Source organism: Allochromatium vinosum DSM 180 (assembly GCF_000025485.1).
GTDB lineage: Bacteria > Pseudomonadota > Gammaproteobacteria > Chromatiales > Chromatiaceae > Thermochromatium > Thermochromatium vinosum.
Genome location: NC_013851.1, coordinates 2,881,458 through 2,905,000, shown reverse-complemented (window position 1 = coordinate 2,905,000; position 23,543 = coordinate 2,881,458). Strand labels below are relative to the sequence as shown.

General features: G+C 61.8%; 22 protein-coding genes and 2 rRNA genes (1 of these 24 only partly in view). 22 read left to right on the top strand and 2 right to left on the bottom strand.

Features of this window, described 5'->3' with window-relative positions:
- The 7 genes from ALVIN_RS12830 to ALVIN_RS12800 form a co-directional block, all read left to right on the top strand.
- A 23S ribosomal RNA gene (locus ALVIN_RS12830) occupies nt 1-2,248 on the top strand; it begins 646 nt to the left of the window's first position.
- An 82-nt stretch (nt 2,249-2,330) separates the two neighbouring features.
- Nucleotides 2,331-2,446, top strand: a 5S ribosomal RNA gene (gene rrf, locus ALVIN_RS12825).
- 276 nt (nt 2,447-2,722) lie between these two features.
- The gene (gene rpoH / locus ALVIN_RS12820) at nt 2,723-3,562 is read left to right on the top strand and encodes an RNA polymerase sigma factor RpoH (RefSeq protein ID WP_012971751.1); all 840 of its coding nucleotides are present in this window, start codon (nt 2,723-2,725) and stop codon (nt 3,560-3,562) included.
- Nucleotides 3,563-3,662: 100 nt separating this feature from the next.
- Nucleotides 3,663-4,571, top strand: a complete 909-nt coding sequence (gene bchO, locus ALVIN_RS12815) for an alpha/beta fold hydrolase BchO (RefSeq protein ID WP_012971750.1) — start codon at nt 3,663-3,665, stop codon at nt 4,569-4,571.
- Between the two features lie 84 nt (nt 4,572-4,655).
- Nucleotides 4,656-6,185 (top strand): phytoene desaturase, encoded by a 1,530-nt coding sequence (locus tag ALVIN_RS12810; RefSeq protein ID WP_012971749.1) that lies wholly within the window; start codon nt 4,656-4,658, stop codon nt 6,183-6,185.
- Nucleotides 6,166-7,236: a phytoene/squalene synthase family protein gene (locus tag ALVIN_RS12805; protein WP_012971748.1), complete on the top strand. Its 1,071-nt coding sequence runs from the start codon at nt 6,166-6,168 to the stop codon at nt 7,234-7,236. Before ALVIN_RS12810 ends, ALVIN_RS12805 begins: the two co-directional genes overlap by 20 nt.
- Before the next feature lie 120 nt (nt 7,237-7,356).
- On the top strand, nt 7,357-7,617 hold the full coding sequence (locus ALVIN_RS12800) for a hypothetical protein (protein WP_012971747.1): 261 nt from the start codon (nt 7,357-7,359) through the stop codon (nt 7,615-7,617).
- Nucleotides 7,618-7,684: 67 nt separating this feature from the next.
- Here the strand turns inward: ALVIN_RS12800 and ALVIN_RS12795 are convergent, their stop codons facing one another.
- On the bottom strand, nt 7,685-8,518 hold the full coding sequence (locus ALVIN_RS12795) for a carotenoid 1,2-hydratase (protein WP_223295216.1): 834 nt from the start codon (nt 8,516-8,518) through the stop codon (nt 7,685-7,687).
- 80 nt (nt 8,519-8,598) lie between these two features.
- The gene (gene crtD / locus ALVIN_RS12790; RefSeq protein WP_012971745.1) at nt 8,599-10,095 is read right to left on the bottom strand and encodes a 1-hydroxycarotenoid 3,4-desaturase CrtD; all 1,497 of its coding nucleotides are present in this window, start codon (nt 10,093-10,095) and stop codon (nt 8,599-8,601) included.
- 126 nt (nt 10,096-10,221) lie between these two features.
- Here crtD and ALVIN_RS12785 point away from each other — a divergent pair, with 126 nt between their 5' ends.
- The 15 genes from ALVIN_RS12785 (at nt 10,222) to pufC (ending at nt 23,401) form a co-directional block, all read left to right on the top strand.
- Nucleotides 10,222-11,091 carry a polyprenyl synthetase family protein gene (locus ALVIN_RS12785; RefSeq protein ID WP_012971744.1) on the top strand — a complete coding sequence of 290 codons (870 nt, stop codon included), beginning with the start codon at nt 10,222-10,224 and terminating at the stop codon, nt 11,089-11,091.
- A gap of 74 nt (nt 11,092-11,165) precedes the next feature.
- A complete protein-coding gene (locus ALVIN_RS12780; protein WP_012971743.1) occupies nt 11,166-12,278 on the top strand; it encodes a methyltransferase in 1,113 nt (370 codons plus the stop codon).
- Between the two features lie 135 nt (nt 12,279-12,413).
- Nucleotides 12,414-13,478: an alcohol dehydrogenase catalytic domain-containing protein gene (locus ALVIN_RS12775; protein ID WP_012971742.1), complete on the top strand. Its 1,065-nt coding sequence runs from the start codon at nt 12,414-12,416 to the stop codon at nt 13,476-13,478.
- On the top strand, nt 13,475-14,425 hold the full coding sequence (locus ALVIN_RS12770; protein WP_012971741.1) for a chlorophyllide a reductase iron protein subunit X: 951 nt from the start codon (nt 13,475-13,477) through the stop codon (nt 14,423-14,425). Before ALVIN_RS12775 ends, ALVIN_RS12770 begins: the two co-directional genes overlap by 4 nt.
- Before the next feature lie 18 nt (nt 14,426-14,443).
- Complete coding sequence (gene bchY, locus ALVIN_RS12765) at nt 14,444-15,829, top strand: chlorophyllide a reductase subunit Y (RefSeq protein WP_012971740.1); 1,386 nt, start codon at nt 14,444-14,446, stop codon at nt 15,827-15,829.
- Nucleotides 15,830-15,938: 109 nt separating this feature from the next.
- On the top strand, nt 15,939-16,517 hold the full coding sequence (locus tag ALVIN_RS17210) for an AbiV family abortive infection protein (RefSeq protein WP_012971739.1): 579 nt from the start codon (nt 15,939-15,941) through the stop codon (nt 16,515-16,517).
- 244 nt (nt 16,518-16,761) lie between these two features.
- Nucleotides 16,762-17,235, top strand: coding sequence for a GNAT family N-acetyltransferase (locus tag ALVIN_RS12755; RefSeq protein WP_012971738.1), 474 nt, complete (start codon nt 16,762-16,764; stop codon nt 17,233-17,235).
- 236 nt (nt 17,236-17,471) lie between these two features.
- On the top strand, nt 17,472-17,738 hold the full coding sequence (locus tag ALVIN_RS12750; protein WP_012971737.1) for a DUF4160 domain-containing protein: 267 nt from the start codon (nt 17,472-17,474) through the stop codon (nt 17,736-17,738).
- Nucleotides 17,739-17,747: 9 nt separating this feature from the next.
- Complete coding sequence (locus ALVIN_RS17205; RefSeq protein WP_012971736.1) at nt 17,748-17,993, top strand: DUF2442 domain-containing protein; 246 nt, start codon at nt 17,748-17,750, stop codon at nt 17,991-17,993.
- Nucleotides 17,994-18,072: 79 nt separating this feature from the next.
- A complete protein-coding gene (bchZ, locus tag ALVIN_RS12745; RefSeq protein WP_012971735.1) occupies nt 18,073-19,518 on the top strand; it encodes a chlorophyllide a reductase subunit Z in 1,446 nt (481 codons plus the stop codon).
- A 366-nt stretch (nt 19,519-19,884) separates the two neighbouring features.
- On the top strand, nt 19,885-20,025 hold the full coding sequence (gene pufB, locus ALVIN_RS12740) for a light-harvesting antenna LH1, beta subunit (protein WP_012971734.1): 141 nt from the start codon (nt 19,885-19,887) through the stop codon (nt 20,023-20,025).
- Nucleotides 20,026-20,104: 79 nt separating this feature from the next.
- Complete coding sequence (gene pufA / locus ALVIN_RS12735; protein WP_012971733.1) at nt 20,105-20,299, top strand: light-harvesting antenna LH1, alpha subunit; 195 nt, start codon at nt 20,105-20,107, stop codon at nt 20,297-20,299.
- Nucleotides 20,300-20,422: 123 nt separating this feature from the next.
- Nucleotides 20,423-21,259 carry a photosynthetic reaction center subunit L gene (pufL, locus tag ALVIN_RS12730; protein WP_012971732.1) on the top strand — a complete coding sequence of 279 codons (837 nt, stop codon included), beginning with the start codon at nt 20,423-20,425 and terminating at the stop codon, nt 21,257-21,259.
- Nucleotides 21,260-21,275: 16 nt separating this feature from the next.
- Nucleotides 21,276-22,253, top strand: coding sequence for a photosynthetic reaction center subunit M (gene pufM / locus ALVIN_RS12725; RefSeq protein ID WP_012971731.1), 978 nt, complete (start codon nt 21,276-21,278; stop codon nt 22,251-22,253).
- Entirely contained in the window at nt 22,250-23,401 is a 1,152-nt protein-coding gene (gene pufC / locus ALVIN_RS12720; protein ID WP_012971730.1) for a photosynthetic reaction center cytochrome PufC, read from the top strand. Before pufM ends, pufC begins: the two co-directional genes overlap by 4 nt.
- The last annotated feature ends 142 nt before the right edge of the window (nt 23,402-23,543 follow it).

Here is a 23,543-nt window from a genome sequence, read left to right as displayed (position 1 = left end):
AGTCGCTGGGAGTAGACCCGAAACCGGGCGATCTACCCATGGCCAGGGTGAAGGTGGGGTAACACTCACTGGAGGCCCGAACCGGGATCTGTTGAAAAAGATTCGGATGAGCTGTGGGTCGGAGTGAAAGGCTAATCAAGCTCGGAGATAGCTGGTTCTCCCCGAAAGCTATTTAGGTAGCGCCTCGTGGATCACTGCTGGGGGTAGAGCACTGTTTCGGCTAGGGGGCCATCCCGGCTTACCAAACCGAGGCAAACTCCGAATACCGGCAAGTGCGACCACGGGAGACAGACGGCGGGTGCTAACGTCCGTCGTCAAAAGGGCAACAACCCAGACCGCCAGCTAAGGTCCCAAAATCATGGCTCAGTGGGAAACGATGTGGGAAGGCCCAGACAGCCAGGAGGTTGGCTTAGAAGCAGCCACCCTTTAAAGAAAGCGTAATAGCTCACTGGTCGAGTCGGCCTGCGCGGAAGATGTAACGGGGCTTAAGCCATGTACCGAAGCTGCGGATGCTAGTTTACTAGCATGGTAGGGGAGCGTTCCGTAAGCCGTCGAAGGTCAGTTGTAAAGCTGGCTGGAGGTATCGGAAGTGCGAATGCTGACATAAGTAACGACAAAGGGGGTGAGAGTCCCCCTCGCCGAAAACCCAAGGGTTCCTGCGCAACGTTCATCGGCGCAGGGTGAGTCGGCCCCTAAGGCGAGGCCGAAAGGCGTAGTCGATGGGAAGCGGGTCAATATTCCCGCACCAGACACCACTGCGATGGGGGGACGGAGAAGGCTAGGTCATCCGGGCGTTGGTTGTCCCGGTTCAAAGGTGTAGGGAGTGTGCTTAGGCAAATCCGGGCGCACAATCCCGAGACCCCATGACGAGTGTCCACGGACATGAAGTGATTGATGCCCGGCTTCCAAGAAAAGCCTCTAAGCTTCAGGTGGTGTGTGACCGTACCCCAAACCGACACAGGTGGGTTGGGTGAGAATCCCTAGGCGCTTGAGAGAACTCGGGTAAAGGAACTAGGCAAAATGGCACCGTAACTTCGGGAGAAGGTGCGCCTCTGTGTAGGTGAAGGCCCTGCGGCCGGAGCCGAAGGAGGTTGCAGTGACCAGGCCGCTGCGACTGTTTATTAAAAACACAGCACTCTGCAAACGCGCAAGCGGACGTATAGGGTGTGACGCCTGCCCGGTGCCGGAAGGTTAAGTGATGGGGTTATCCTCACGGAGAAGCTCTTGATCGAAGCCCCGGTAAACGGCGGCCGTAACTATAACGGTCCTAAGGTAGCGAAATTCCTTGTCGGGTAAGTTCCGACCTGCACGAATGGCGTAACGATGGCGGCACTGTCTCTACCCGAGACTCAGTGAAATTGAATTCTCGGTCAAGATGCCGAGTCCCCGCGGCTAGACGGAAAGACCCCGTGAACCTTTACTATAGCTTTGCACTGGACGTTGAACCGACTTGTGTAGGATAGGTGGGAGGCTGTGAAACGGTGACGCCAGTTGCCGTGGAGCCATCCTTGAAATACCACCCTGGTCTGTTTGACGTTCTAACCTCGACCCGTTACCCGGGTCAGGGACCGTGCATGGTGGGTAGTTTGACTGGGGCGGTCTCCTCCCAAAGTGTAACGGAGGAGCACGAAGGTACCCTCAGGTTGGTCGGAAATCAACCTTCTGAGTGCAATGGCATAAGGGTGCTTGACTGCGAGACTCACACGTCGAGCAGGTACGAAAGTAGGTCATAGTGATCCGGTGGTTCTGTATGGAAGGGCCATCGCTCAACGGATAAAAGGTACTCCGGGGATAACAGGCTGATACCGCCCAAGAGTTCATATCGACGGCGGTGTTTGGCACCTCGATGTCGGCTCATCACATCCTGGGGCTGAAGTCGGTCCCAAGGGTATGGCTGTTCGCCATTTAAAGTGGTACGCGAGCTGGGTTTAGAACGTCGTGAGACAGTTCGGTCCCTATCTGCCGTGGGCGTTGGAGATTTGAGGGAAGCTGCTCCTAGTACGAGAGGACCGGAGTGGACGTACCCCTGGTGTTCCGGTTGTCACGCCAGTGGCATTGCCGGGTAGCTATGTACGGACGGGATAACCGCTGAAAGCATCTAAGCGGGAAGCCCCTCCCAAGATAAGATCTCCCTGGGCACTCGATGCCCCTGAAGGTCCGTTGAAGACCACAACGTGGATAGGCGGGATGTGGAAGCGTGGTAACACGTGCAGCTAACCCGTACTAATTGACCGTGCGGCTTGACCATATAACACCCAAGTGCGTTACCCTTACGATCACTCACCGTTTCGCGGACCGTCGGACCACACACCCGGCGCTCCCACCCTTTCCCTGGCGGCCATAGAGACTTGGAACCACCTGATCCCGTCCCGAACTCAGACGTGAAACAGGTCTTCGCCGATCCTAGTGTGGGGCCTCCCCATGCGAACCTAGGGCACCGCCAGGGCCCTATTCCCTCAAAACCCCCTCCACCTAACCGTGGCGGGGGTTTTGGCTTTGCGCGTTTTCCTTTCCGACGTCGATCAGTTTCGACGATGATTTCCATCGAAACATACGATCTCTGATCGGCGCTTCACCTCTTGCGCGAGATCCACGAAACACCTAGAGTTTTACTCAACATCAAGCAGGTGCTTTCACCGAAAAACCCTGTCAAAAGTGATGGGAAAATCCTGACTTAAATGCTAGGACAAATCATCGTCTAACTGACTACAGGTATCTCGCTATGGCCAAAGACTTCTCCATACTGCCGACTGGCACGATTGAGGCGTACATCAACAGTGCCTACCAGATCCCTGTTTTAACGCTCGAGGAAGAGCGTTCGTTGGCGGTGCGCCTGCGCGACCAGAACGACATGGAGGCTGCCAAACGCTTGGTGACTTCGCATCTGCGCTTCGTGATCCGGATCGCACGCGGCTATCTGGGTTATGGTCTGCCACTGCCCGATTTGATCCAGGAAGGCACAGTCGGCTTGATGAAAGCCGTGCGCCGCTTTGAACCCGACATGGGTGTGCGTTTGGTGTCTTTCGCCGTGCATTGGATTCGTGCCGAGATCCACGAGTACATCCTACGTAACTGGCGCATCGTCAAGGTGGCCACCACCAAGGCTCAGCGCAAGCTGTTCTTCAATCTGCGCAGTTCCAAGAAGCGTCTCGGCTGGCTGACCAAGCAGGAAGTGGACGAGGTAGCCGCTGATCTCGGTGTCAAACCCGAAGTCGTTCTTCAGATGGAGTCACGGCTGTCCAACCAGGATCTGTCGTTCGACGGACTCGAGGACGATGACGACGACTCGCCGGCCGCGCCCTCGACCTATCTGCCTGACGTGCGCATGGAGCCATCGCGACTGCTGGAACACGAGGACACGGATCGCGATCAACGTGAGCGCCTCTATGCGGCCCTCGCGGATCTGGACGAACGTAGCAAGACGATCCTCTTCGAGCGCTGGTTGTCGGAAAAGAAGCAGACTCTGCACGAACTGGCCGAGAAATTCGGGGTTTCGGCCGAGCGTATCCGGCAGATCGAGAAGAACGCCATGAAGAAAGTGCGTCTACAGCTCGAAGTCTGAGGCGCGACCATTCAACGTAAAACGCTCTTGAGACAGTCTTTATCGATCGCTCCAGACAAAGGTTACAATGCCTTTGTTTCTGGTTGATCGAGCGAGAACCATGAGCGTGTATGCCTTACCGAATTGGGAGTTGGATGGCCGGGACTGGCCGAACCGCGCATCGAGCGAATTCGTCTCGGCGGGTGGATTGCGCTGGCATGTGCAGCGGATGGGGCAGGGCCCCGTACTGTTGATGCTGCACGGCACCGGTGCGGCGACCCACTCCTGGCGTGATTTCGCGCCTATTCTGGCCGAACATTTCACTCTCATCGCGCCGGATCTTCCGGGGCATGGTTTTACGAGTGCGCCACCCTATGAGCGGATGTCGCTTCCGGGCATGGCGGGGCTCATCGGTTCGCTTGTGGAGACATTGGGTGTTCAGCCGGATCTGGTACTCGGACACTCGGCGGGCGCTGCTATTCTGATCCGTGCCCGTCTGGAGGGACGGATCGCGCCGCGCGGACTCATTAGCCTCAATGGTGCTCTGCTGCCCTGGCGCGGTCTGCCGGGGCGCTTGTTTTCCCCCGCCGCCAAGCTCTTCGCCACCAATTCGCTGGTCTCGCGCGCCTTCGCCTGGCGGGCTCGAAATCGTCGCGTCATCGAGCGTCTGGTCGACAGTACAGGTTCGACCCTGGAGCCGGCTGGTGTGGACCTCTATCAGCGTTTGATCCGGCATCCGTCGCATGTCCGGGCTTCGCTGTCGATGATGGCCAACTGGGATCTGAATCTGATCGAACAGAGCCTGCCAAGCCTGGATACCCCCTTATTCCTGATCGTCGGCAACCAGGATACGACCGTCTCGCCGCGCGAGGCGCACCGGGTTCGTGCCAATCTGCGCCCGGACGCCAAGCTGTTCGAGCTGCCTGGATTGGGCCATCTGGCGCATGAGGAACGGCCGCATGAGGTCGCCGAGATCGTGTGCGGAATCGGCGCGTGTCTGGGGCTGCTCCAGACGACGGAGAATCGCTGAATTTCCGACTAATCTCAGGGGATGACTCGGAGCCGATCTTGCTATACTGTCAACCTATCTTGACAGTAAGGCAGGTAAACGAACTTGACAGTCGCGGCTTCGCATGTTCCTGGTAGTGCTCAAGGTCGAGGTCAGGCCCACGCGGTCGTCATCGGCAGTGGTTTCGGCGGTCTGGCGGCGGCGGTTCGTCTGGCCGCGCGCGGCTTCCGGGTGACGGTACTCGAAAAGCTCGACGCCCCCGGCGGACGGGCCTATGTCCATCGGCGCGATGGCTTCTCGTTCGACGCCGGTCCGACCATCATCACCGCGCCCTTCCTTCTGGAAGAGCTGTGGAATCTCGGTGGCCGGCGCTTCGAAGACGACGTCGATCTGCGTCTGATGGATCCCTTCTATCGCATCCGTTTCGACGACGGCCGAGTCTTCGACTACAGCGGCGATGCCGACAAGGTCAAGGCGCAGATCGCCCAGTATTCGCCGGCGGACGTGGCGGGCTATGACCGCTTCATGGCCATGAGCGAGAAGGTGTTCAAGGTCGGATTCGAGGATCTGGCCCATGTACCCTTCACGAACCTCACCGACATGCTGCGCATCGTGCCCGACATGGCGATGCTTCAGAGCTATCGCACCGTCTATGGGATGGTGTCGAGCTATATCAAAGATCCCTTCATCCGTCAGGTGCTGTCCTTCCATCCGCTGCTGATCGGCGGCAATCCCTTCACCGTGACCTCGATCTATGTCCTCATCTCCTTCCTGGAGCGTAAATGGGGCGTGCATTCGGCGATGGGCGGCACCGGCGCCGTGGTCAAGGGGCTGGTGAATCTGGTCGAAGGGCAGGGTACCGAGATCCGCTACAACGCCGAGGTCGAGCGCATCCTGACCCGAAACGGCAAGGCCACCGGCGTGCGTCTGGCCACGGGCGAGGAGATCGCGGCCGATGTGGTCGTCTCCGACGTCGATCCGGCGACCACCTACGGCAAGCTGCTGGCCGAGCATCCGCGCAAGCGCTGGACGGACGGCAAGATCGAGCGTTCCAAGTTCTCCAATGGGCTGTTCGTCTGGTACTTCGGCACCAAGCGCCAGTACCCGGACGTCAAGCACCATACCATCCTGCTCGGCCCACGTTACAAGGAACTGATCCAGGACATCTTCAAGCGCAAGACGCTCGCCGAGGACTTCAGCCTCTATCTGTACCGTCCGACGGCGACCGATCCGAGTCTGGCACCTGAGGGCTGCGATGCCTTCTACGCCCTGGCGCCGGTGCCGCATCTCGGCGGCGATGCCGATTGGGAGACCCAGGCCGAACCCTATCGCGCCCGGATCGCCAAGTATCTGAGCGATTCGATCCTGCCCGGACTGGAGGATCAGATCGCGACCTCGCTCGTCACGACGCCCCTGGACTTCAAACACCGCTTGAACTCCCATCTGGGCGCCGGCTTCAGTCTCGAACCCATCTTGATGCAGAGTGCGTGGTTTCGTCCGCACAACAAGAGCGAAGAGGTGGAACATCTTTATCTGGTCGGCGCGGGGACGCATCCGGGCGCGGGTGTGCCTGGTGTCATCTCTTCCGCGCGAGTCCTCGACAGGGTGGTGCCCGATGCCTCAACTTTCGTCTGACCATAACAACACCAAGAAGACGCATGCGACGGCGGCCGACATCGCCGCCTGTCGCGAGCTGTTGCGCTGCGGCTCGCGGTCGTTCTATGCCGCCTCTTTCCTGCTGCCGGCGCGTTTCCGCGATCCGGCGATCGCGCTCTATGCCTTCTGCCGCATCGCCGATGACGCCATCGACTGCGTCGGCGATGATCCGGTCCTCCAGGCCGAGGCGCTGGAGATGCTCAACGACCGGCTCGACCGGCTCTATGCCGGCACGCCGATCGACGATCCGATCGACCGTGCGCTCGCCGACGTGGTGCGCGACTTCGCCATCCCCAAGCGCTTGCTGGAGGCGCTGTTCGAGGGCTTCGAATGGGATGCCGAGGGGCGGCGCTACGAGGATCTGTCCGGGATCTACGACTATTCGGCGCGCGTCGCCGGTACGGTCGGGGCCATGATGGCGGCGCTGATGGGCGCACGTTCGGAGGAGATGGTCGCGCGCGCCTGTGATCTGGGCGTGGCGATGCAGATCACCAACATCTGCCGCGACGTCGGCGAGGACGCGCGCAACGGGCGTATCTATCTGCCGTTGTCCTGGGTGCGCGAGGCGGGTGTCGATCCCGACGAGTGGCTGAAGAATCCGGTCTTCAACGAAGCCATTGCCTCGGTGGTGCGGCGTCTGCTTCAGACCGCCGACGAACTCTATCAGCGCTCGGATGCCGGGATCGCCGGTCTGCCGCTCGGCTGTCGCGCCGGGATCAACGCCGCGCGCTATCTCTATGCCGAGATCGGGCGTCAGGTCGAACGCCAGGGGCTGGACTCGATCTCGCAACGGGCCGTGGTACCGGCGCCGCGCAAGCTGCAACTGCTCGCGCCCATCCTGGGCCGCGCGGTCGTGAGTGCGCGTCCTGTCGAGGCGCCCGCGCTGGAGGAAACACGTTTCCTCGTCGAAGCCGTCGTCGCCGAGACGCCGCAACGCACTCCGGCAGGCGTCGGCGAGCGTGTGATTTGGGTACTAGAATTGTTTCAGCAACTCGAGGAGCGCGAGCGCGCGGCCTTGAGTGTTCGCTGATCCCCGAGTCTGCGTGAACCGCGCCTGATCAGGGTCTCATTCGACTCCCGATTCGGTCGCATCCTGATCGTTCATGAAACGAGATAAAGGTTTCCGTGCCTGAGAAACCTGGGAGTCGATATGTGGCTACCGACGCCACTCTATGAGACGCTGCCATACTCGGTCGTCGTCATCGGCAGCGCCTGCATCGTCGGGGCGATCAACGCCCTGATGGTCGCCTCCGGAGTGTTGCTGGTGCTCTGTGGTGGGGTGATTTTGAAACGGCGTCACGACTACCGGGCCGCGAACAGGTTGATCGAGATCCAGCGTGCCAGGCCACCCGTGCGGCGTCGGCGTTCGCGTCGAGTCGTGCAGCTGGACTTGGAGGCCGATGGCCTCTGAGTTCATTGGCGGTCGAGTGGGAGCTTGAATCCACGCGGCCGCCTTTTACGGACTGCCGTGCACGGCCTCAGCGCTTGACCCGAGGCATGCGGAACGGCAGCAGCACCTTCACCCATTGGGTGCTGAAGCGGTCCAGACACAGGCTCTCATGGACTGAGGTGGCACGTTGCCCCAGAAGACGCGTTTCGACGACCGAGCGCGCGTAGAAGGGCGTATCCTCCAGCGTCGTCACCACTCGCGGCTCATCGCCCGCCTCGCACTGAATACCACGCTCGATGCGCCAGACGCTGGTCGTCGGCAGCGGCGCGCGCGGCGGTAGCGCGAACTCATCGACTTCGGCATTGGCATCGAAGCGCAGCGCCAGGTGTGCGCCCTGATCGTCCCGTGCGCGGGTGTCATAGAGAATCGCCGCTCCGTGCTTCAGTTCGGCGCGCGACCAGTCCCAGCCCTGAAAGGCCCGCTCCACGGGTTCCGAGCCCCGATTGGAGTCCAGATAGCCCGTGCCCTTCCAGCTCAGACCGGGGTTCGTGAAGTCGACCTCCACCCGCGCCAGCGGTGCGATCGGCCACCAGCGATGGCGCCCGGCCGCATCCAGCGCGAAGTCACGCCCATTGATCCCGCTCGGATGGACGCGCACCCGGCCGCGCAGACGCGAGGGAATGGGCGCGCTGATCTCATCGATGTCGATCACCAGGGCATCGCCCTCCCAATGCACATGGCTGGGACCGATGACCAGATTGGTGCGGTCGCGTTGCAGCGCGGCGCGTCCGCGCTCGGTCATCGCCCAGCGCTTGCCCCGGCGTCCGTAGAGGGCGACATTGAGCGCGCAATGATCGAGCGGATCGGCGTTGCCGCGCTGACGCGACCAGGCATAGTAGGGCGAGAAGACGCTGCCGAGCATGGCGATCAGCGTCAGTCCATACTGCTCGTCGTCGCTCAGGGCATCGACGTACCACCAGACATAGCCGTCGTTGTCGACGGTCAGGTCGAACGCCGGTCCGCGAGTAGCGCTTCCGCCGCCAGTCGGCCCGACATCGCCGCCATGGGAATGCCCGCGCCCGGATGCGTGCTCCCGCCCGCCAGATAGAGTCCCGGAATCTTGGTGCGCGAGGCTGGACGCGAGAACGACGCCTTCCAGCCGTGGGTCGCCTGACCATAGAGCGCGCCGCCCGTGGCCGGAAAGCGCTGTTCGAACTCCACGGGCGTGGTCATCACCATCCGTTCGGGGTCGCGTCGGACCCTCAGGCCACAGTGCTCCAGGCGTGAGAATACCCGTTGCTCGCATTGCTCGATCTCCACAGCATCGAAGTCGTGTCGGTCGCCCCGTGGCGGGGCGTTCAGGAGTAAGAAGAGTCGTTCGGGGCCGTCCGGCGATCCGTTGCCGTCGGTGCCGCGATCCTGGGCGCAGACATAGACGGTGCCGTCGCGCGGCAGGCGTCCCTGGGCGAAGACGTCTTTGAACTCGGAGGCATAGTCGCGTCCGAAGAAGACATTGTGCCGGGCCAGCGGAAAGCCCTCCGTCTCGGCGCTCAGACACCAGGTCAGGGCCGAGAGCGAACGGCGTTCGGGCGCCAGGGGCGGCAGTGCGCGGCGGACATCGGCGCCCAGCCGACCGCTGGTCAGGGCCGCCGGATCGGCGTTGACCACGACCGAATCGGCCGCGATCTGCTCGCCATCGGCCAGACTCACGCCACGCACACCGCCAGACCGGGTGATGATGCCCGTGACATCGCGTCCGTATTCGATGGTCGCGCCCAGTCCCTCGGCGAGCCGGGCCAGCGCCTGCGCGACCCGATGCATTCCGCCGACCACCGACCACACGCCTTCCTGCTCGACATGGGCGATCAGCATCAGCGTGGCCGGCGCCATGAAGGGCGAGGAGCCGCAATAGGTCGAGTAGCGCCCGAAGAGCTGACGTAGACGTTCGTCCTTGAAATAGGTTCCGAGCATGTCCCAGAGGCTGTCGTAGGGACGCACGCCGCGCAGATTCCCCAGTCCGCTCAGTCCGCACCGCCCCATGAGTCCCATCAGGCTTGGGCGCGAGGCACGGATGAAGGTCGGGTCCAGGGTCGTGTAGATGGTGCGTGCCTGTTCGCAGAAGGCGCGATAGCCGCGCGCCTCGGCTGCGCCGGCGAAGTCGCCGATGGCCTCGACGCTGCGCTCGTGGTCGGCGTGGAGATCCAGCCGCTCCTGCTCGCTCCAGGCATGGCGTGCTATGATCGACAGCGGTTCCAGTTCGAGATGCTCGTCGAGCCGCGCGCCGGCCGCTTCGAAGATGTCCTCGAAGATCCAGCGCATGGTGAAGACGGTCGGACCGGCATCGATGCGGTGCGGCCCGACGGCCACCTCGCGCATCTTGCCGCCGGGCGCCTCGGCACGTTCGAGCACCCGGACCTGGAGGCCGCGCGCGGCGAGTTGGATGGCTGTCACCAGTCCGCCAACGCCCGCGCCAATGACAATCACTTGTTTATCCGGCATCAGAACCATGACTCCCACGATTCGCGTTGACGTGTCGGGTATTGATGTCTATTGTACATGACACTCCTGAGTGTCAACTCAAATTTACATATTGACCACTGATCGAGGTTTGCCGGGGGATCACTGATGGATGCCACAACGAGAATCGAGCAGGCGTTGGCCGCTGCCATAGACACCGTGGCCGTCCCCGGCTGTCCGCCGCGTCTGGCCGAGGCGGTACGTCACGCCGTCTTTCCCGGCGGCGCGCGGGTGCGTCCGCGGCTGTGTCTGGCCGTTGCCGCGGCCTGTGGCAGCCGGGATTATGCGGCCGCTGATGCGGCCGGCGTGGCCATCGAGCTGCTGCATTGCGCCTCGCTGGTGCACGACGACCTGCCCTGTTTCGACGACTCGCCGCTGCGCCGTGGCGTGCCCTCAGTGCATCGCGCCTTCGGTGAGCCGCTGGCGGTGCTGGCCGGCGATGCGCTCATCATCCTCGCCTTCGAGCATCTGGCGCGCGTCCTGGCCGATTCGCCCGAGCGACTGGCACCGCTGCTGCTGACCATCAGCCGCTCGGTCGGCATGCCGCACGGCATCACGGCCGGACAGGCCTGGGAGTGCGAGCCGCAGGTCACGGTCGAGGAATACCATCGCGCCAAGACCGGGTCGCTGTTCACGGCGGCGACGGCGGCCGGCGCCCTGGTCGCGGGTGCGGACGCCGAGGCCTGGAGCGTCGTCGGCGACAAGATCGGCGAAGCCTATCAGGTGGCTGACGATCTGCGCGACGTGGCCGCCAGCGCCCAGGAAGTCGGCAAGCCGGTCGGACGCGATGCCGTGCTCAACCGGCCCAGCGCGGCGGGTGAGCTGGGCATCGACGGGGCCATCGCGCGTTTGCGCGGTCTGGTGACAGGCGCCATCGACGCGATTCCGGCCTGTCCGGGACGCGATCAGTTCGCCGAGGTGCTGATGGCCGAGTCGCGCCGCATCATGCCCAAGGATCTGGCCCAGCGCGCCGCCTGAGCGTACGTTCCCCACACTGACCCGGGCCGCCGTGATCGGCGGCGGTCCGCTCGGCTCCATCGGTAGTGACATCCGTGCGGCTTCCCGAACCTCTACTGGCCCTGCGTAATCGTGTGCTCTCCAAGCCCGAGTTTCAACGTTGGGCCTCGATCTTTCCGTTGACCCGTCCGCGCGCGCAGCGTCGGGCGCGTGAGCTGTTCGATATCGTCGCCGGCTTCGTCTACTCGCAGATTCTGCAAGCCTGCGTGCAGGTGCGGCTGTTCGAGATCCTGGCCGAGGGGACGCAATCGGTCGACGATCTGGCGCCGCGTCTCGGGTTGCCGGTCGAGGGCGCGCGGCGGCTGTTGCGCGCGGCGGCGAGTCTGGAGCTGGCCGAGGCGCGCGGTGATGATCGCTATGCGCTCGGCGAGCTGGGTGCGGCCATGGTCGGCAATCCGGGCATCGCGGCCATGGTCGAGCATCACGCGATGGCCTATGCCGATTTGAAAGATCCGGTGGCCTTGTTGCGCGGTGAACTGCCGCAGCGCGCGTTGCAGGGCTATTGGGCCTATGTCGGCGCTGAAGCGCCGGCCGCGGCGGGTGAGCAGGCGGTCAGCGGCTACAGCGAGTTGATGGCCCAGTCACAACGTCTGATCGCCGACGACGTGCTCGATGCCTATTCGCTCCAGGAGCATCGCTGTCTGCTCGACGTGGCCGGCGGCGACGGCACCTTCCTGGTCACGGCCGCCAAGCGCTGGCCGCATCTGCGCGTGATCCTGTTCGACCTGCCGGCGGTGGCCGAGCGGGCGCGGGCGCGTTTCCAGCGCGAAGGGCTGGGCGATCGGGCGACGGCGATCGGCGGTGATGTGCGCCGCGATCCCCTGCCCGAGGGGGCGGATGTCGTCTCGCTGGTGCGAGTGCTGCACGATCATGACGATCACGATTCACCGAACTTCGCGCGTGCGGCCTGTCAGGCGTTGCCCGCAGGCGGGCGGCTGCTGGTGGCCGAGCCGATGTCGGGCACGCCGGGAGCCGAGCCGATCGGGGATGCCTATTTCGGGTTCTATCTGCTCGCCATGGGCAGTGGTCGGCCGCGCACGCCGGCTGAGTTGACCGAGATGCTGCGTGGGGTCGGCTTCGACCGGGTGCGTCAGATGCGCACCATTCGGCCCATGCTCACCCAGTTGCTCGTGGCTCAACGGGCCTGAACGCCTGAAAAACCCTGCTGATTCCGTCTATTGCCGGTCGTCGTCCGACGGTATTTTTCGACTCGCGTCCAACTTCCGCTAAACTGTCGGATCTTTCAGATTCAACCCGTCCGAGAGATCGCCTTGAACCCAGATATGCCGAATCTCGAAGCCCTGGCCGTCGTCCTCGAAGCGCCTGAACGGCTGGCGCTGCAACGCTTGCCGCTCACCCCACCCGAAGCCGGCGATGTCGTCGTCGATATGGAATGGAGCGGGATCAGCACCGGAACCGAGCGCCTGCTGTGGTCGGGCACCATGCCGCCTTTCCCCGGCATGGGTTATCCGCTGGTTCCCGGTTATGAATCCGTCGGTCGCGTCAGTTACGCCGGGCCGGACTCCGGTCTGACGGTCGGGCAGCGCGTCTTCGTGCCCGGCGCGCGCTGTTATGGCGAGGTGCGCGGACTGTTCGGCGGCGCGGCCTCGCGTGTCGTCGCGCCGGGTGCGCGCCTGCTGCCGGTGCCCGAGTCGCTCGGTGAGCAGGGCGTGCTGCTGGCGCTGGCGGCGACCGCCTATCATGCCATCGCCGCACCGGCGGCCAGCACACCGGCTCATGCCGCGCTGCGGGCCGAGTCCGCAGCGAGCGCCACGGCTTCCGGTGCGTCCGCGAGTTCCGTGGCGACGGCTGACGTCGGTACTGCGCCCGCCCCCCATGTCGAGCTGGTCGTTGGTCACGGCGTGCTCGGACGGCTACTGGCGCGCATCGCGGCGCTGGGCGAGGGCACCCGCCCGGTGGTGTGGGAGACCAACCCGGTGCGTCACAGCGGCGCCGAGGGCTATGGCTACGATGTGATGCTCCCCGACGACGACCCGCGTCGCGACTATCGCACCATCTGCGACATGAGCGGCGACGCCAGGATTCTCGACAGCCTGGTCGCTCGGCTGGCGCGCGGCGGCGAGATCGTGCTCGGCGGCTTCTATCACGAGCCGGTCAGCTTCACCTTCCCGCCGGCCTTCATGCGCGAGGCGCGCTTCCGCATCGCCGCCGAGTTCCAGCCGTCAGATCTGGCGGCGGTGCGCGACCTGCTCGACTCGGGCCGACTCTCGCTCGACGGGCTCATCACCCATTGCGTCCCCGCGACCGAGGCGGATTCCGCCTATCGCACCGCCTTCGGTGATCCGAGCTGCCTGAAGATGATCCTCGATTGGAGAACGCATTCGTGACTGTATCCGTCAACATCCCCGCGCCGAGCGCGCCCTCGCTCAAGCAGACCCAGATCATCGCCATCTATGGCAAGGGCGGAATCGGCAAGAGCTTCACGCTCGCCAATCTGTCCTACATGATGGCGCAACAGGGCAAGAAAGTGCTCCTGATCGGCTGTGATCCGAAGAGCGACACCGCCACGCTGCTGTTCGGCGGGCGCAACTGTCCGACCATCCTCGGCGTCTCCAGCGAGAAGAAGAAGGCCGGCGAGCAGGTCGCGATCAGCGACATCTGTTTCAAGCGCGACGGCGTGTTCGCGATGGAACTCGGCGGACCCGAGGTCGGGCGCGGCTGTGGCGGGCGCGGCATCATCCACGGCTTCGAGCTGCTGGAAGGGCTGGGCTTCCATGAGTGGGACTTCGATTATGTGCTGCTCGACTTCCTGGGCGACGTGGTGTGCGGCGGCTTCGGGCTGCCGATCGCACGCGATCTGTGCCAGAAGGTCATCATCGTCGGCTCCAACGATCTCCAGTCGCTCTATGTCGCCAACAATGTCTGTTCGGCGGTCGAATACTTCCGGGGTCTGGGCGGCAATGTCGGCGTGGCCGGCATGGTGATCAACAAGGACGACGGCACCGGCGAGGCGCAAGCGTTCGCGGCGGCGGCCGGGATTCCGATCCTGGCGACCATTCCGGCGCATGAGGAGATCCGTCGCAAGAGTGCCAATTACGAGATCATCGGGCGTCCAGACGGTCCCTGGGGGCCGCTGTTTGCGGAGCTGGCCGGCCATGTCGCCGAGGCGCCGCCGGTGCGTCCCAATCCGCTGGCGCACGAGGTGCTGCTGGATCTGTTCAAGGGCGATCAGGTCGGGCGGCATGTGGTGCTGGAGCCGGCGCGTCCCGAGGACATGAGCGACATCTCGGCGAGCGTCAAGCCGTCGCTCGAAGTCGTCTACGACGACGCCTGATCCGGGGAGGTACGGTCGATGGTTCAGGAATCTTCTACCGCGTGCGCCACTGCCGGCGAGCGTCCGCGCGGGCCGCACGATCAGCCGCAGACCATGTGTCCGGCGTTTGGGGCGCTGCGTGTCGGGTTGCGGATGCGCCGCACCGCGATGGTGCTGGTCGGCTCGGGCTGCTGTGTCTATGGGCTGAGTTTCACGGCGCACTTCTATGGCGCGCGGCGCTCGATCGGCTATGTGCCCTTCGACTCCGAGTCGCTGGTCTCGGGGCGGCTGTTCGAGGAGGCGCGTGAGGCGGTGCTCAAGCTCGCCGATCCCGACAAGCTCGATACGATCGTCGCGATCAATCTGTGCGTGCCGACGGCCTCGGGCGTGCCGTTGCGGCTGCTGCCCAAGGAGCTGAACGGGGTGCGGATTCTGGGCATCGACGTGCCTGGGTTCGGGACGCCGACCCATGCGGAGGCCAAGGATGTGCTGGCTGGGGCGATGCTTCAGTATGCGCGTCTGGAGGCGGAGCAGGGGCCGGTGCAGGCACCGCGCGGGGGGCGCAGTGAGCGTCCGACCGTGACCTTGTTGGGTGAGATGTTTCCGGCCGATCCGGTTGGGATTGGGATGATGCTCGATCCGCTGGGGCTGGCGGTCGGGCCTGTGGTGCCGACGCGCGAATGGCGTGAGCTGTATGCGGCGCTCGATTGTACGGCGGCGGCGGCGATCCATCCGCAGTATCAGGCCAGTGCGCGTGAGTTTGCGGCGGCGGGGCGGCCGGTGGTCGGTTCGGCGCCGGTCGGGCGCGATGGGACGGCGGCCTGGCTGGATGCGATCGGGCAGGCGTGCGGGATCGCGCAGGATAAGGTCGATGCCGCGAAGAATAAGTTTTTGCCGGCGATCGGTGGGGCGTTGGCGGCCATGCCGATCAAGGGGCGGGTGATCGTCTCGGGGTATGAGGGATCGGAGTTGCTGGTGGCGCGGTTGTTGATCGAGTCGGGGGCGACTGTGCCCTATGTGGGGACGGCTTGTCCGCGCACGCCCTGGAATGAGGCGGATCTGGCGTGGTTGGAGGAGCGTGGGGTGCCGGTGCAGTTCCGGGCGTCGCTGGAGCAGGATCTGGCGGCAGTCGAGTCGCTGGAGCCGGATTTGGCCATTGGCACCACGCCCGTGGTTCAGGCGGCCAAGGAACGACAGATCCCGGCTCTCTATTTCACTAACCTCATTTCGGCGCGTCCGCTGATGGGACCGGCAGGGGCGGGTTCGCTGGCACAGGTCATCAATGCGGCGCTGGCCAATAAGGAGCGGTTTGCCACCATGCGGGCCTTCTTCGAGGGAGTGGGGGAGGGTGAGACCAGCGGGGTTTGGCCGGTGATGCCGGTTAGGCGTGGGACGGCTGGGCGCGCGGCGGGTAAGGCTGTGTAAGTCGTCAATTGAGGAACAGGGCGTTTGTCGTGATGCGCAATTTCGTTGATTAGACTGCGTGCAGTCTAGTTGGCGAAATTGTGTAGGCAACCTAAATATACTTAGCCGTATGGAAAAACTCACGATTGACCAACTGCATGAGTTGAGGTTGCATATCTTTGATAATGCAGAATCTTTGCACAAAGAAGCTAAGCTATTGCTTGATAACGGATTCTATGCTCGAGCGTTTCTGTTGGCATATTTCACTTGCGAAGAGCTTGGAAAGATTCCGATTGTTGTCGGCGTTATTGGTCGTATGCTCAAGAATGAAACCGTAGATTGGAAGAAAGTAAAAAAACGTTTCCGTGATCACAAAGCCAAAGTTGATTCTGACGATTTTCATAAATATTTTTTTGGTGTTGAAGTCGACCTATTACGCGACTCTGACCTCAAGTGGTTGGACGCAGCGAGGGCTGCATCAAAAGATCGCGTAAACCAAAAAAACAATTCAACGTATGTAGATGTTCAAGGTGTTGCAGTAACCTCTCCCTTGGAGCAAATCACAAAGGAACAATCCGTTGAAATGCTGGAGCGCTCCTTCCAATCGCTACGCGCCCATTGGCAAGCTGAAAGCATGACAAACCCAATAGTCGTTGCGGCTAAAAAGTTGCTCCAGGCGACGCCAAAAAGCGGCGCGCACGAGCTTTGAATTTAGGCGCATCGCATTACACGCAAGTTTGTAAGTCGCTGCTTTTTATAAAGCGCGCTTTAGCCTGTGGAGCAAAGTCGGGATGGACCACATTTTCCCTTTGGTATAAGAAAGCAGGCTTATTTTGCATCAAAAATTTATTTTTGACCCGATGTTTCATCGGGCTTTAGATGCGCTTGCTGCTCAGCTTGATTTTTGGTGAATTTTTGCCTACAAAAATTCTATACAAATAAAAAATTTCATAATGAATATCATCCAAGTTGATAGCTACAATTTACCTATTTATTTAAATTTGTGTCAGAGCTACGAGGGCGAGTTTTCTGCCATCACCGACAAAAAACCGAACGAGAACGGTCTGTTCGAGCTGGATACTCAGATTGGCGGAAATGTGCTTGGCTACTTGCTTTATGAGAAAAAATCGCCGATCGGCCTTGCCGCTGTGAAAGCAAAATTAGGCGCGCAGTGCTTCGAGGTCTGTGAGTTTTATGTTGTTCCAAGTTTCAGGAAGCAGGCGCTAGGGAAGCGGTTCGCCATCGAGATATTCAAAATGCACCAAGGCCGTTGGGAGATCAAGCAAATCAGCGGTGCTGAGTACGCCACTAAATTCTGGCAGAAGACGGTTGGCGAGTTTACCGGAAACAATTTCCAGGAAGATCTCTATCAGGACGAATATTGGGGACAGGTGGTCAGGCAGCAATTTTTATCGGCTGGCTCCTGATCTGGCAGTAGAGCTGTTGAAAGCTTGATGTTTTCTCTCGATCCAGTGCCACTTTATCAGCCCAACCGCTGTAGCGCTGACTAAGTGCAGTTTAGCGAATTAGGGCGCGAAACTGCTTTTTTACAGATTCATCCTCACTCGTCAATCCAAAATTTTCCTAACTCCCACCTGAAGTATAACCCCTTCGCTTTTCGCTTGATTGCAGAATTGAGGCGCTTTTTTCTAAAGGTCTTTTAATGCCGACAATTTCAATGTTTTATGGGGTCATCATTCGGATGTACTTCGCGCCGAACGAGCACCCGCCGCCACATTTTCATGTGTATTACGCCGAGTTCAAGGCGTTGGTTGATATACGGACTTGCGAGATCATGGAAGGAAATTTGCCGAAGAAGCAAGCGAAGCTGGTTCTTGCTTGGGCAGAGCTGCACCAAGATGAATTGATGGCGAATTGGAGTCTTGTCATGAATGGTGAAGAGCCATTCAAAATTCAACCTCTTCAGTAAGAGGCGGCTATGTATCCTTCGGTAACCAAAGTAGAGCCAAGAAAAAACCATCAGTTATACATTGAGTTCGATAATAACGAATGTGGAATATTGGATGTAAAGCCGTATCTGAATTTTGGAGTATTTTCTAAGCTGCGCGATGAAGCGGTATTTTCAAATGTCAGAGTTTCTTTTGATACCATTGAGTGGAGTAACGGCGTAGATTTGGATCCGCATTTCGTTTATGAAAAATGCATCAAGTGCGCAGAAAGCTGAACGCGCCAAGGATATCCATACATTTTTTCCATAAGGCCTGCGCAACTCTCAACTCCCTGCTGGAGGAGGATCTCCCCGAATGCTGATCAACGACCTCGACCGCGCGGGCGGTTACTGGGGCTCCGTCTACGTCTTCACCGCCATCAAAGGCTTGCAGGTGATCATCGACGGGCCGGTGGGCTGCGAGAACCTGCCCGTGACGGCCGTGCTGCACTACACCGACGGCCTGCCGCCGCACGAACTGCCGGTCGTCGTGACCGGACTGGGCGAGGAAGAACTCGGCCAGAGCGGCACCGAGCAGGCCATGCGCCGCGCCTTCGAGACGCTCGACCCCAAACAGCCGTCCGTCGTCGTCACCGGCTCGATCGCCGAAATGATCGGCGGCGGCGTCACGCCCGAAGGCACCGGCATCGTGCGCTTCCTGCCGCGCACCATCGACGAGGACCAGTGGCAGAGCGCCAACCGCGCGATGTACTGGCTCTGGACCCAATACGGCCAGAAGAAGGGCGCCGCCAAGAGCAAACCCAAACCACGCGCCGCCGGCGACAAACCGCGCGTCAACATCATCGGCCCCGTGTACGGCACCTTCAACATGCCCTCGGATCTGGCCGAGATCCGACGCTTGGTCGAAGGCATCGGCGCCGAAGTCAACCTGAGCTTCCCGCTCGGCAGTCATCTCGACGACGTGCCCCGGCTCGCCGACGCCGACGCCAACATCTGTCTCTATCGCGAGTTCGGCCGCACCCTGTGCGAAGCCCTGGACAAACCCTATCTCCAGGCCCCGATCGGACTGCACAGCACCACCAAGTTCCTGCGCGCCCTCGGTGAAATCCTCGGCCTCGACCCCGAACCCTTCATCGAGCGCGAAAAGCACACCACCATCAAACCGATCTGGGATCTGTGGCGCTCGGTGACGCAGGACTTCTTCGGCACCGCCAGCTTCGGTGTCTCGGCCAGCGAGACCTACAGCCGTGGTCTGCGCCATTTCCTCGAAGACGAGCTGGGCCTGCCCTGCAACTTCGCCTTCGCCCGCCGCCCCGGCGTCAAGATCGACAACGACGCCATCCGCGCCGCCGTCCATGAGAAGCCCCCGCTGATCCTCTTCGGCAGCTACAACGAGCGCATGTATCTAACGGAAAAGGGCGCACGCGCGACCTACATCCCGGCCTCCTTCCCCGGCACCGTGATCCGCCGCCACACAGGCACACCCTTCATGGGCTACGCCGGTGCGACCTATCTGGTGCAGGAGGTCTGCAACGCCCTGTTCGACGCCCTGTTCCACATCATCCCGCTCGGCACCGAGCTGGATAAGGTCGAGGCCACGCCCGCGCGCATGCACCGCGAGCTACCCTGGGACGAGGATGCCCGCGCACGTTTCGACGCCATCGTCGAGTCCCAGCCGGTGCTGGTGCGCATCTCTGCCGCCAAGCGCCTGCGCGATGCCGCCGAGCGTGCCGCGCGCACCGCCGGCGAGGAGCGGGTGACGGTCGAGCGGGTCGAGGCCACGCAGTCGACCTTGATTTAGTTGATCCAGCGCAATTGGGGTGTAAATGTAGATTGACATTCGTGTCAGTCAAGCTAGACTGACACCTCGAACCCGGCCACCCCCGGCAGCGAGCCGACGACCAAGCACAGCGGTCAGGATCGTGACGGAGGATGGGTAGGCTTCAGAGATTGAGACTCAGCCCCGGCGATCCGCTCCACGCGCATACCGGGGCTGAATCGAGCAGAATTTGACGGATTCCCGGCACGGAATCCGGTCGATGAGAACACGCCCGTGTGATTCGGGTGGCTTCTCGGTCGTGGATGTCGCGATCCACGGCGCCCCCAGGCCGCACGGGCGAGTGCGGCACAAACCAAGGCTTATCTCCAAGATTCGGAGGATTACACAATGGCTAACAGCAGCATGACCGGTCTGACCGAGCAAGAAGCACAAGAGTTCCATGGCATCTTCGTGCAGAGCATGACGGCCTTCTTCGGCATCGTCGTCATCGCGCACATCCTCGCTTGGCTGTGGCGCCCCTGGCTGTAATTTCGAGTCGAGTTCAGGCCGTTCCGGCTACTTGACGACTGATCGAACCCATTCGAATTCACTCTAGGAGAAACTGACGATGTCACCCGATCTTTGGAAAATCTGGCTGCTGGTCGATCCCCGCCGCATTCTGATCGCTGTCTTCGCTTTCCTGACCGTTCTGGGTCTCGCGATCCACATGATCCTGCTGAGCACCGCTGAATTCAACTGGCTCGAAGACGGCGTTCCGGCCGCTACGGTCCAGCAAGTGACGCCTGTCGTTCCCCAACGGTAATCGCGTCCTTGACGGGGGTGGCGGGTCAGTGGGGTTCGTCCGCCAGGTGAACCCCGCCCGCCACCGACAGTGCTCAGAGGAGGCGGCCGTCTCGATGGTGCCTCCCCAGCAGAGGATATTACGATGGCCATGCTCAGTTTTGAGAGAAAATACCGCGTCCGTGGCGGGACGCTGATAGGGGGAGACCTATTCGACTTCTGGGTGGGGCCGTTCTATGTCGGCTTCTTCGGGGTCGCGGGCTTCTTCTTTGCATTGTTGGGTGTGCTCCTGATCGTCTGGGGTGCAACCATCGGTCCAAACGCCGAACTCCAAACCTATAACATCTGGCAGATCAGCATTGCTCCCCCGGATCTGAGTTACGGTTTGGGAATGGCCCCGATGACTGAAGGCGGTCTGTGGCAGATCATCACGATCTGTGCCATCGGCGCGTTCGTCTCCTGGGCACTCCGTGAAGTCGAGATCTGCCGCAAGCTCGGTATCGGCTTCCATATTCCGTTTGCGTTCGCGTTCGCGATCGGCGCCTATCTGGTGCTCGTCGTGGTGCGTCCGATTCTGATGGGCGCCTGGGGCCATGGCTTCCCCTATGGCATCCTCAGCCATCTGGACTGGGTGTCGAATGTGGGGTATCAGTTCCTGCATTTCCACTACAACCCGGCGCACATGCTCGCCATCACTTTCTTCTTCACCAACTGCTTGGCGCTGTCGATGCACGGCTCGCTGATCCTGTCGGTGACCAATCCGCAGAAGGGCGAAGAAGTCAAGACCAGCGAGCACGAGAACACCTTCTTCCGCGATATCGTGGGCTACTCCATCGGCGCACTGGCCATCCATCGTCTGGGTCTGTTCTTGGCCCTGAGCGCGGTGTTCTGGAGCGCGGTCTGTATCGTGATCAGTGGCCCCTTCTGGACGCGCGGTTGGCCGGAATGGTGGAACTGGTGGCTTGAGCTCCCGCTCTGGTAGGATCTAGGAGACTACAATGCCCGAATATCAAAATATCTTCACGACCGTGCAGGTGCGTGCCCCGGCTTATCCTGGGGTGCCGTTGCCGAAGGGCAGCCTGCCGCGCATCGGTAAGCCGATCTTCTCCTACTGGGCCGGCAAGATCGGTGACGCGCAGATCGGTCCGATCTACCTCGGCTTCACCGGCACGCTGTCGATCATCTTTGGCTTCATGGCCATCTTCATCATCGGCTTCAACATGCTGGCCTCGGTGGACTGGAATATCATCCAGTTCGTCAAGCACTTCTTCTGGCTGGGTCTGGAACCGCCGGCGCCGCAGTACGGCCTGACCATTCCGCCTCTGTCCGAGGGTGGCTGGTGGCTGATGGCAGGATTCTTCCTGACCATGTCGATCCTGCTGTGGTGGGTGCGCACCTACAAGCGCGCTGAAGCCCTGGGCATGAGCCAGCATCTGTCCTGGGCCTTCGCCGCCGCGATCTTCTTCTATCTGAGCCTGGGCTTCATCCGCCCGGTGATGATGGGGAGCTGGGCGGAAGCCGTGCCCTTCGGCATCTTCCCGCACCTGGACTGGACGGCCGCTTTCTCGATCCGGTACGGCAACCTGTACTACAACCCGTTCCACATGCTCTCGATCGCCTTCCTGTATGGCTCGGCCCTGCTGTTCGCCATGCACGGTGCGACCATCCTGGCGGTGAGCCGCTTCGGTGGTGATCGCGAGATCGATCAGATCACCGATCGTGGTACGGCGGCTGAGCGTGCGGCCATCTTCTGGCGCTGGACCATGGGCTTCAATGCCTCCATGGAATCCATCCATCGCTGGGCCTGGTGGTGCGCGGTCCTGACCGTGATCACGGCGGGTATCGGCATCCTTCTGACCGGAACGGTCGTCGAGAACTGGTATCTCTGGGCCATCAAGCATGGCGTGGCTCCGGCATATCCAGAGGTCGTGACCGCTGTAGACCCATATGCCACGGCTACGGGGGTGACGCAATGAATCTCGGAAAGCAACTGACCCTGCCCGCTGTCGCCGTCGTCGCCTCCGTGGTGCTGCTCGGCTGCGAGCGTCCGCCACCGGAAGTGGTGCAAAAAGGCTATCGCGGCGTGGCCATGGAGCAGAACTACAATCCGCGTCTGCTCGAGGCCAGTATCAAGGCCAATCTGCCGGTCGAGTCGCTGCCGGCGGCTGCTCCGGGCGGTCCCAGTGTCTCGGACGTCTATGAGAACGTCCAGGTGCTGAAGGATCTGAGCGTCGCTGAGTTCACCCGGACCATGGTCGCCGTGACCACCTGGGTGGCGCCGAAGGAAGGCTGTAACTACTGCCACGTTCCCGGCAACTGGGCCTCCGACGACATCTACACCAAAGTGGTGTCGCGCCGGATGTTCGAGCTGGTTCGGGCAACCAACAGCAACTGGAAGGACCACGTTGCCGAGACGGGTGTGACCTGCTACACCTGTCACCGTGGCAACCCGGTGCCGAAGTATGTGTGGGTGACGGATCCGGGTCCGAACCAGCCCTCGGGCGTGACGCCGACCGGCCAGAACTATGCCTCCTCGACGGTCGCCTACTCGGCACTGCCGCTGGATCCCTACACGCCGTTCCTGGATCAGTCCAACGAGATCCGGGTGATCGGTCAGACGGCGCTGCCGGCAGGCAACACGACCTCGCTCAAGCAGGCAGAGTGGACCTATGGCCTGATGATGCAGATCTCCGACTCGCTCGGGGTCAACTGCACCTTCTGCCACAACAGCCGATCCTTCTACGACTGGAAGCAGAGCACGCCGCAGCGCACGACGGCCTGGTACGCCATCCGTCACGTCCGCGACATCAACCAGAACTACATCTGGCCGCTCAACGACGCGCTGCCCGCCTCGCGCAAGGGGCCCTACGGCGATCCCTTCAAGGTCGGCTGCATGACCTGCCACCAGGGCGCTTACAAGCCGCTCTATGGTGCTCAGATGGCCAAGGACTACCCGGCGCTGTATGAGTCGGCTCCGGCCGAGGCCGCCCCGGCCACCGAGGAAGCTCCGGCTGCTGAAGCCGAAGCCGTCGAGGCCGCTCCAGTGGAAGAGGCTGCGCCTGCTCCAGTCGAGCAAGCCGCCGCACCTGTCGAGGACGCCGCACCGGCTCCGCAACAGCTGTAAGGCCAGAGAGGATCGAACCGATGAGCAGGGATGCTCGCCAGGTGCCGGGGTAGGGAAGCCGGCACCCAATGCAAGACCCGCGGCGAGGCTCGCATCAGTCCAGTCCGCGGTCGTCCCGGATGGCTAGAGACCCAATCGTCGA

Excerpts from the sequence above, each read along its gene's own strand:
- ALVIN_RS12755 (WP_012971738.1), top strand. The coding sequence starts at position 16,762 with ATGAATATCATCCAAGTTGATAGCTACAATTTACCTATTTATTTAAAT.
- ALVIN_RS12795 (WP_223295216.1), bottom strand. The coding sequence starts at position 8,518 with ATGCTCGGCAGCGTCTTCTCGCCCTACTATGCCTGGTCGCGTCAGCGC.
- pufB (WP_012971734.1), top strand. The coding sequence starts at position 19,885 with ATGGCTAACAGCAGCATGACCGGTCTGACCGAGCAAGAAGCACAAGAG.
- pufL (WP_012971732.1), top strand. The coding sequence starts at position 20,423 with ATGGCCATGCTCAGTTTTGAGAGAAAATACCGCGTCCGTGGCGGGACG.
- ALVIN_RS12785 (WP_012971744.1), top strand. The coding sequence starts at position 10,222 with ATGGATGCCACAACGAGAATCGAGCAGGCGTTGGCCGCTGCCATAGAC.
- ALVIN_RS12805 (WP_012971748.1), top strand. The coding sequence starts at position 6,166 with ATGCCTCAACTTTCGTCTGACCATAACAACACCAAGAAGACGCATGCG.
- ALVIN_RS17205 (WP_012971736.1), top strand. The coding sequence starts at position 17,748 with ATGTATCCTTCGGTAACCAAAGTAGAGCCAAGAAAAAACCATCAGTTA.
- pufA (WP_012971733.1), top strand. The coding sequence starts at position 20,105 with ATGTCACCCGATCTTTGGAAAATCTGGCTGCTGGTCGATCCCCGCCGC.
- bchZ (WP_012971735.1), top strand. The coding sequence starts at position 18,073 with ATGCTGATCAACGACCTCGACCGCGCGGGCGGTTACTGGGGCTCCGTC.
- ALVIN_RS12775 (WP_012971742.1), top strand. The coding sequence starts at position 12,414 with ATGCCGAATCTCGAAGCCCTGGCCGTCGTCCTCGAAGCGCCTGAACGG.
- bchY (WP_012971740.1), top strand. The coding sequence starts at position 14,444 with ATGGTTCAGGAATCTTCTACCGCGTGCGCCACTGCCGGCGAGCGTCCG.
- ALVIN_RS12750 (WP_012971737.1), top strand. The coding sequence starts at position 17,472 with ATGCCGACAATTTCAATGTTTTATGGGGTCATCATTCGGATGTACTTC.
- pufC (WP_012971730.1), top strand. The coding sequence starts at position 22,250 with ATGAATCTCGGAAAGCAACTGACCCTGCCCGCTGTCGCCGTCGTCGCC.
- ALVIN_RS12800 (WP_012971747.1), top strand. The coding sequence starts at position 7,357 with ATGTGGCTACCGACGCCACTCTATGAGACGCTGCCATACTCGGTCGTC.
- pufM (WP_012971731.1), top strand. The coding sequence starts at position 21,276 with ATGCCCGAATATCAAAATATCTTCACGACCGTGCAGGTGCGTGCCCCG.
- crtD (WP_012971745.1), bottom strand. The coding sequence starts at position 10,095 with ATGCCGGATAAACAAGTGATTGTCATTGGCGCGGGCGTTGGCGGACTG.
- bchO (WP_012971750.1), top strand. The coding sequence starts at position 3,663 with ATGAGCGTGTATGCCTTACCGAATTGGGAGTTGGATGGCCGGGACTGG.
- rpoH (WP_012971751.1), top strand. The coding sequence starts at position 2,723 with ATGGCCAAAGACTTCTCCATACTGCCGACTGGCACGATTGAGGCGTAC.
- ALVIN_RS17210 (WP_012971739.1), top strand. The coding sequence starts at position 15,939 with ATGGAAAAACTCACGATTGACCAACTGCATGAGTTGAGGTTGCATATC.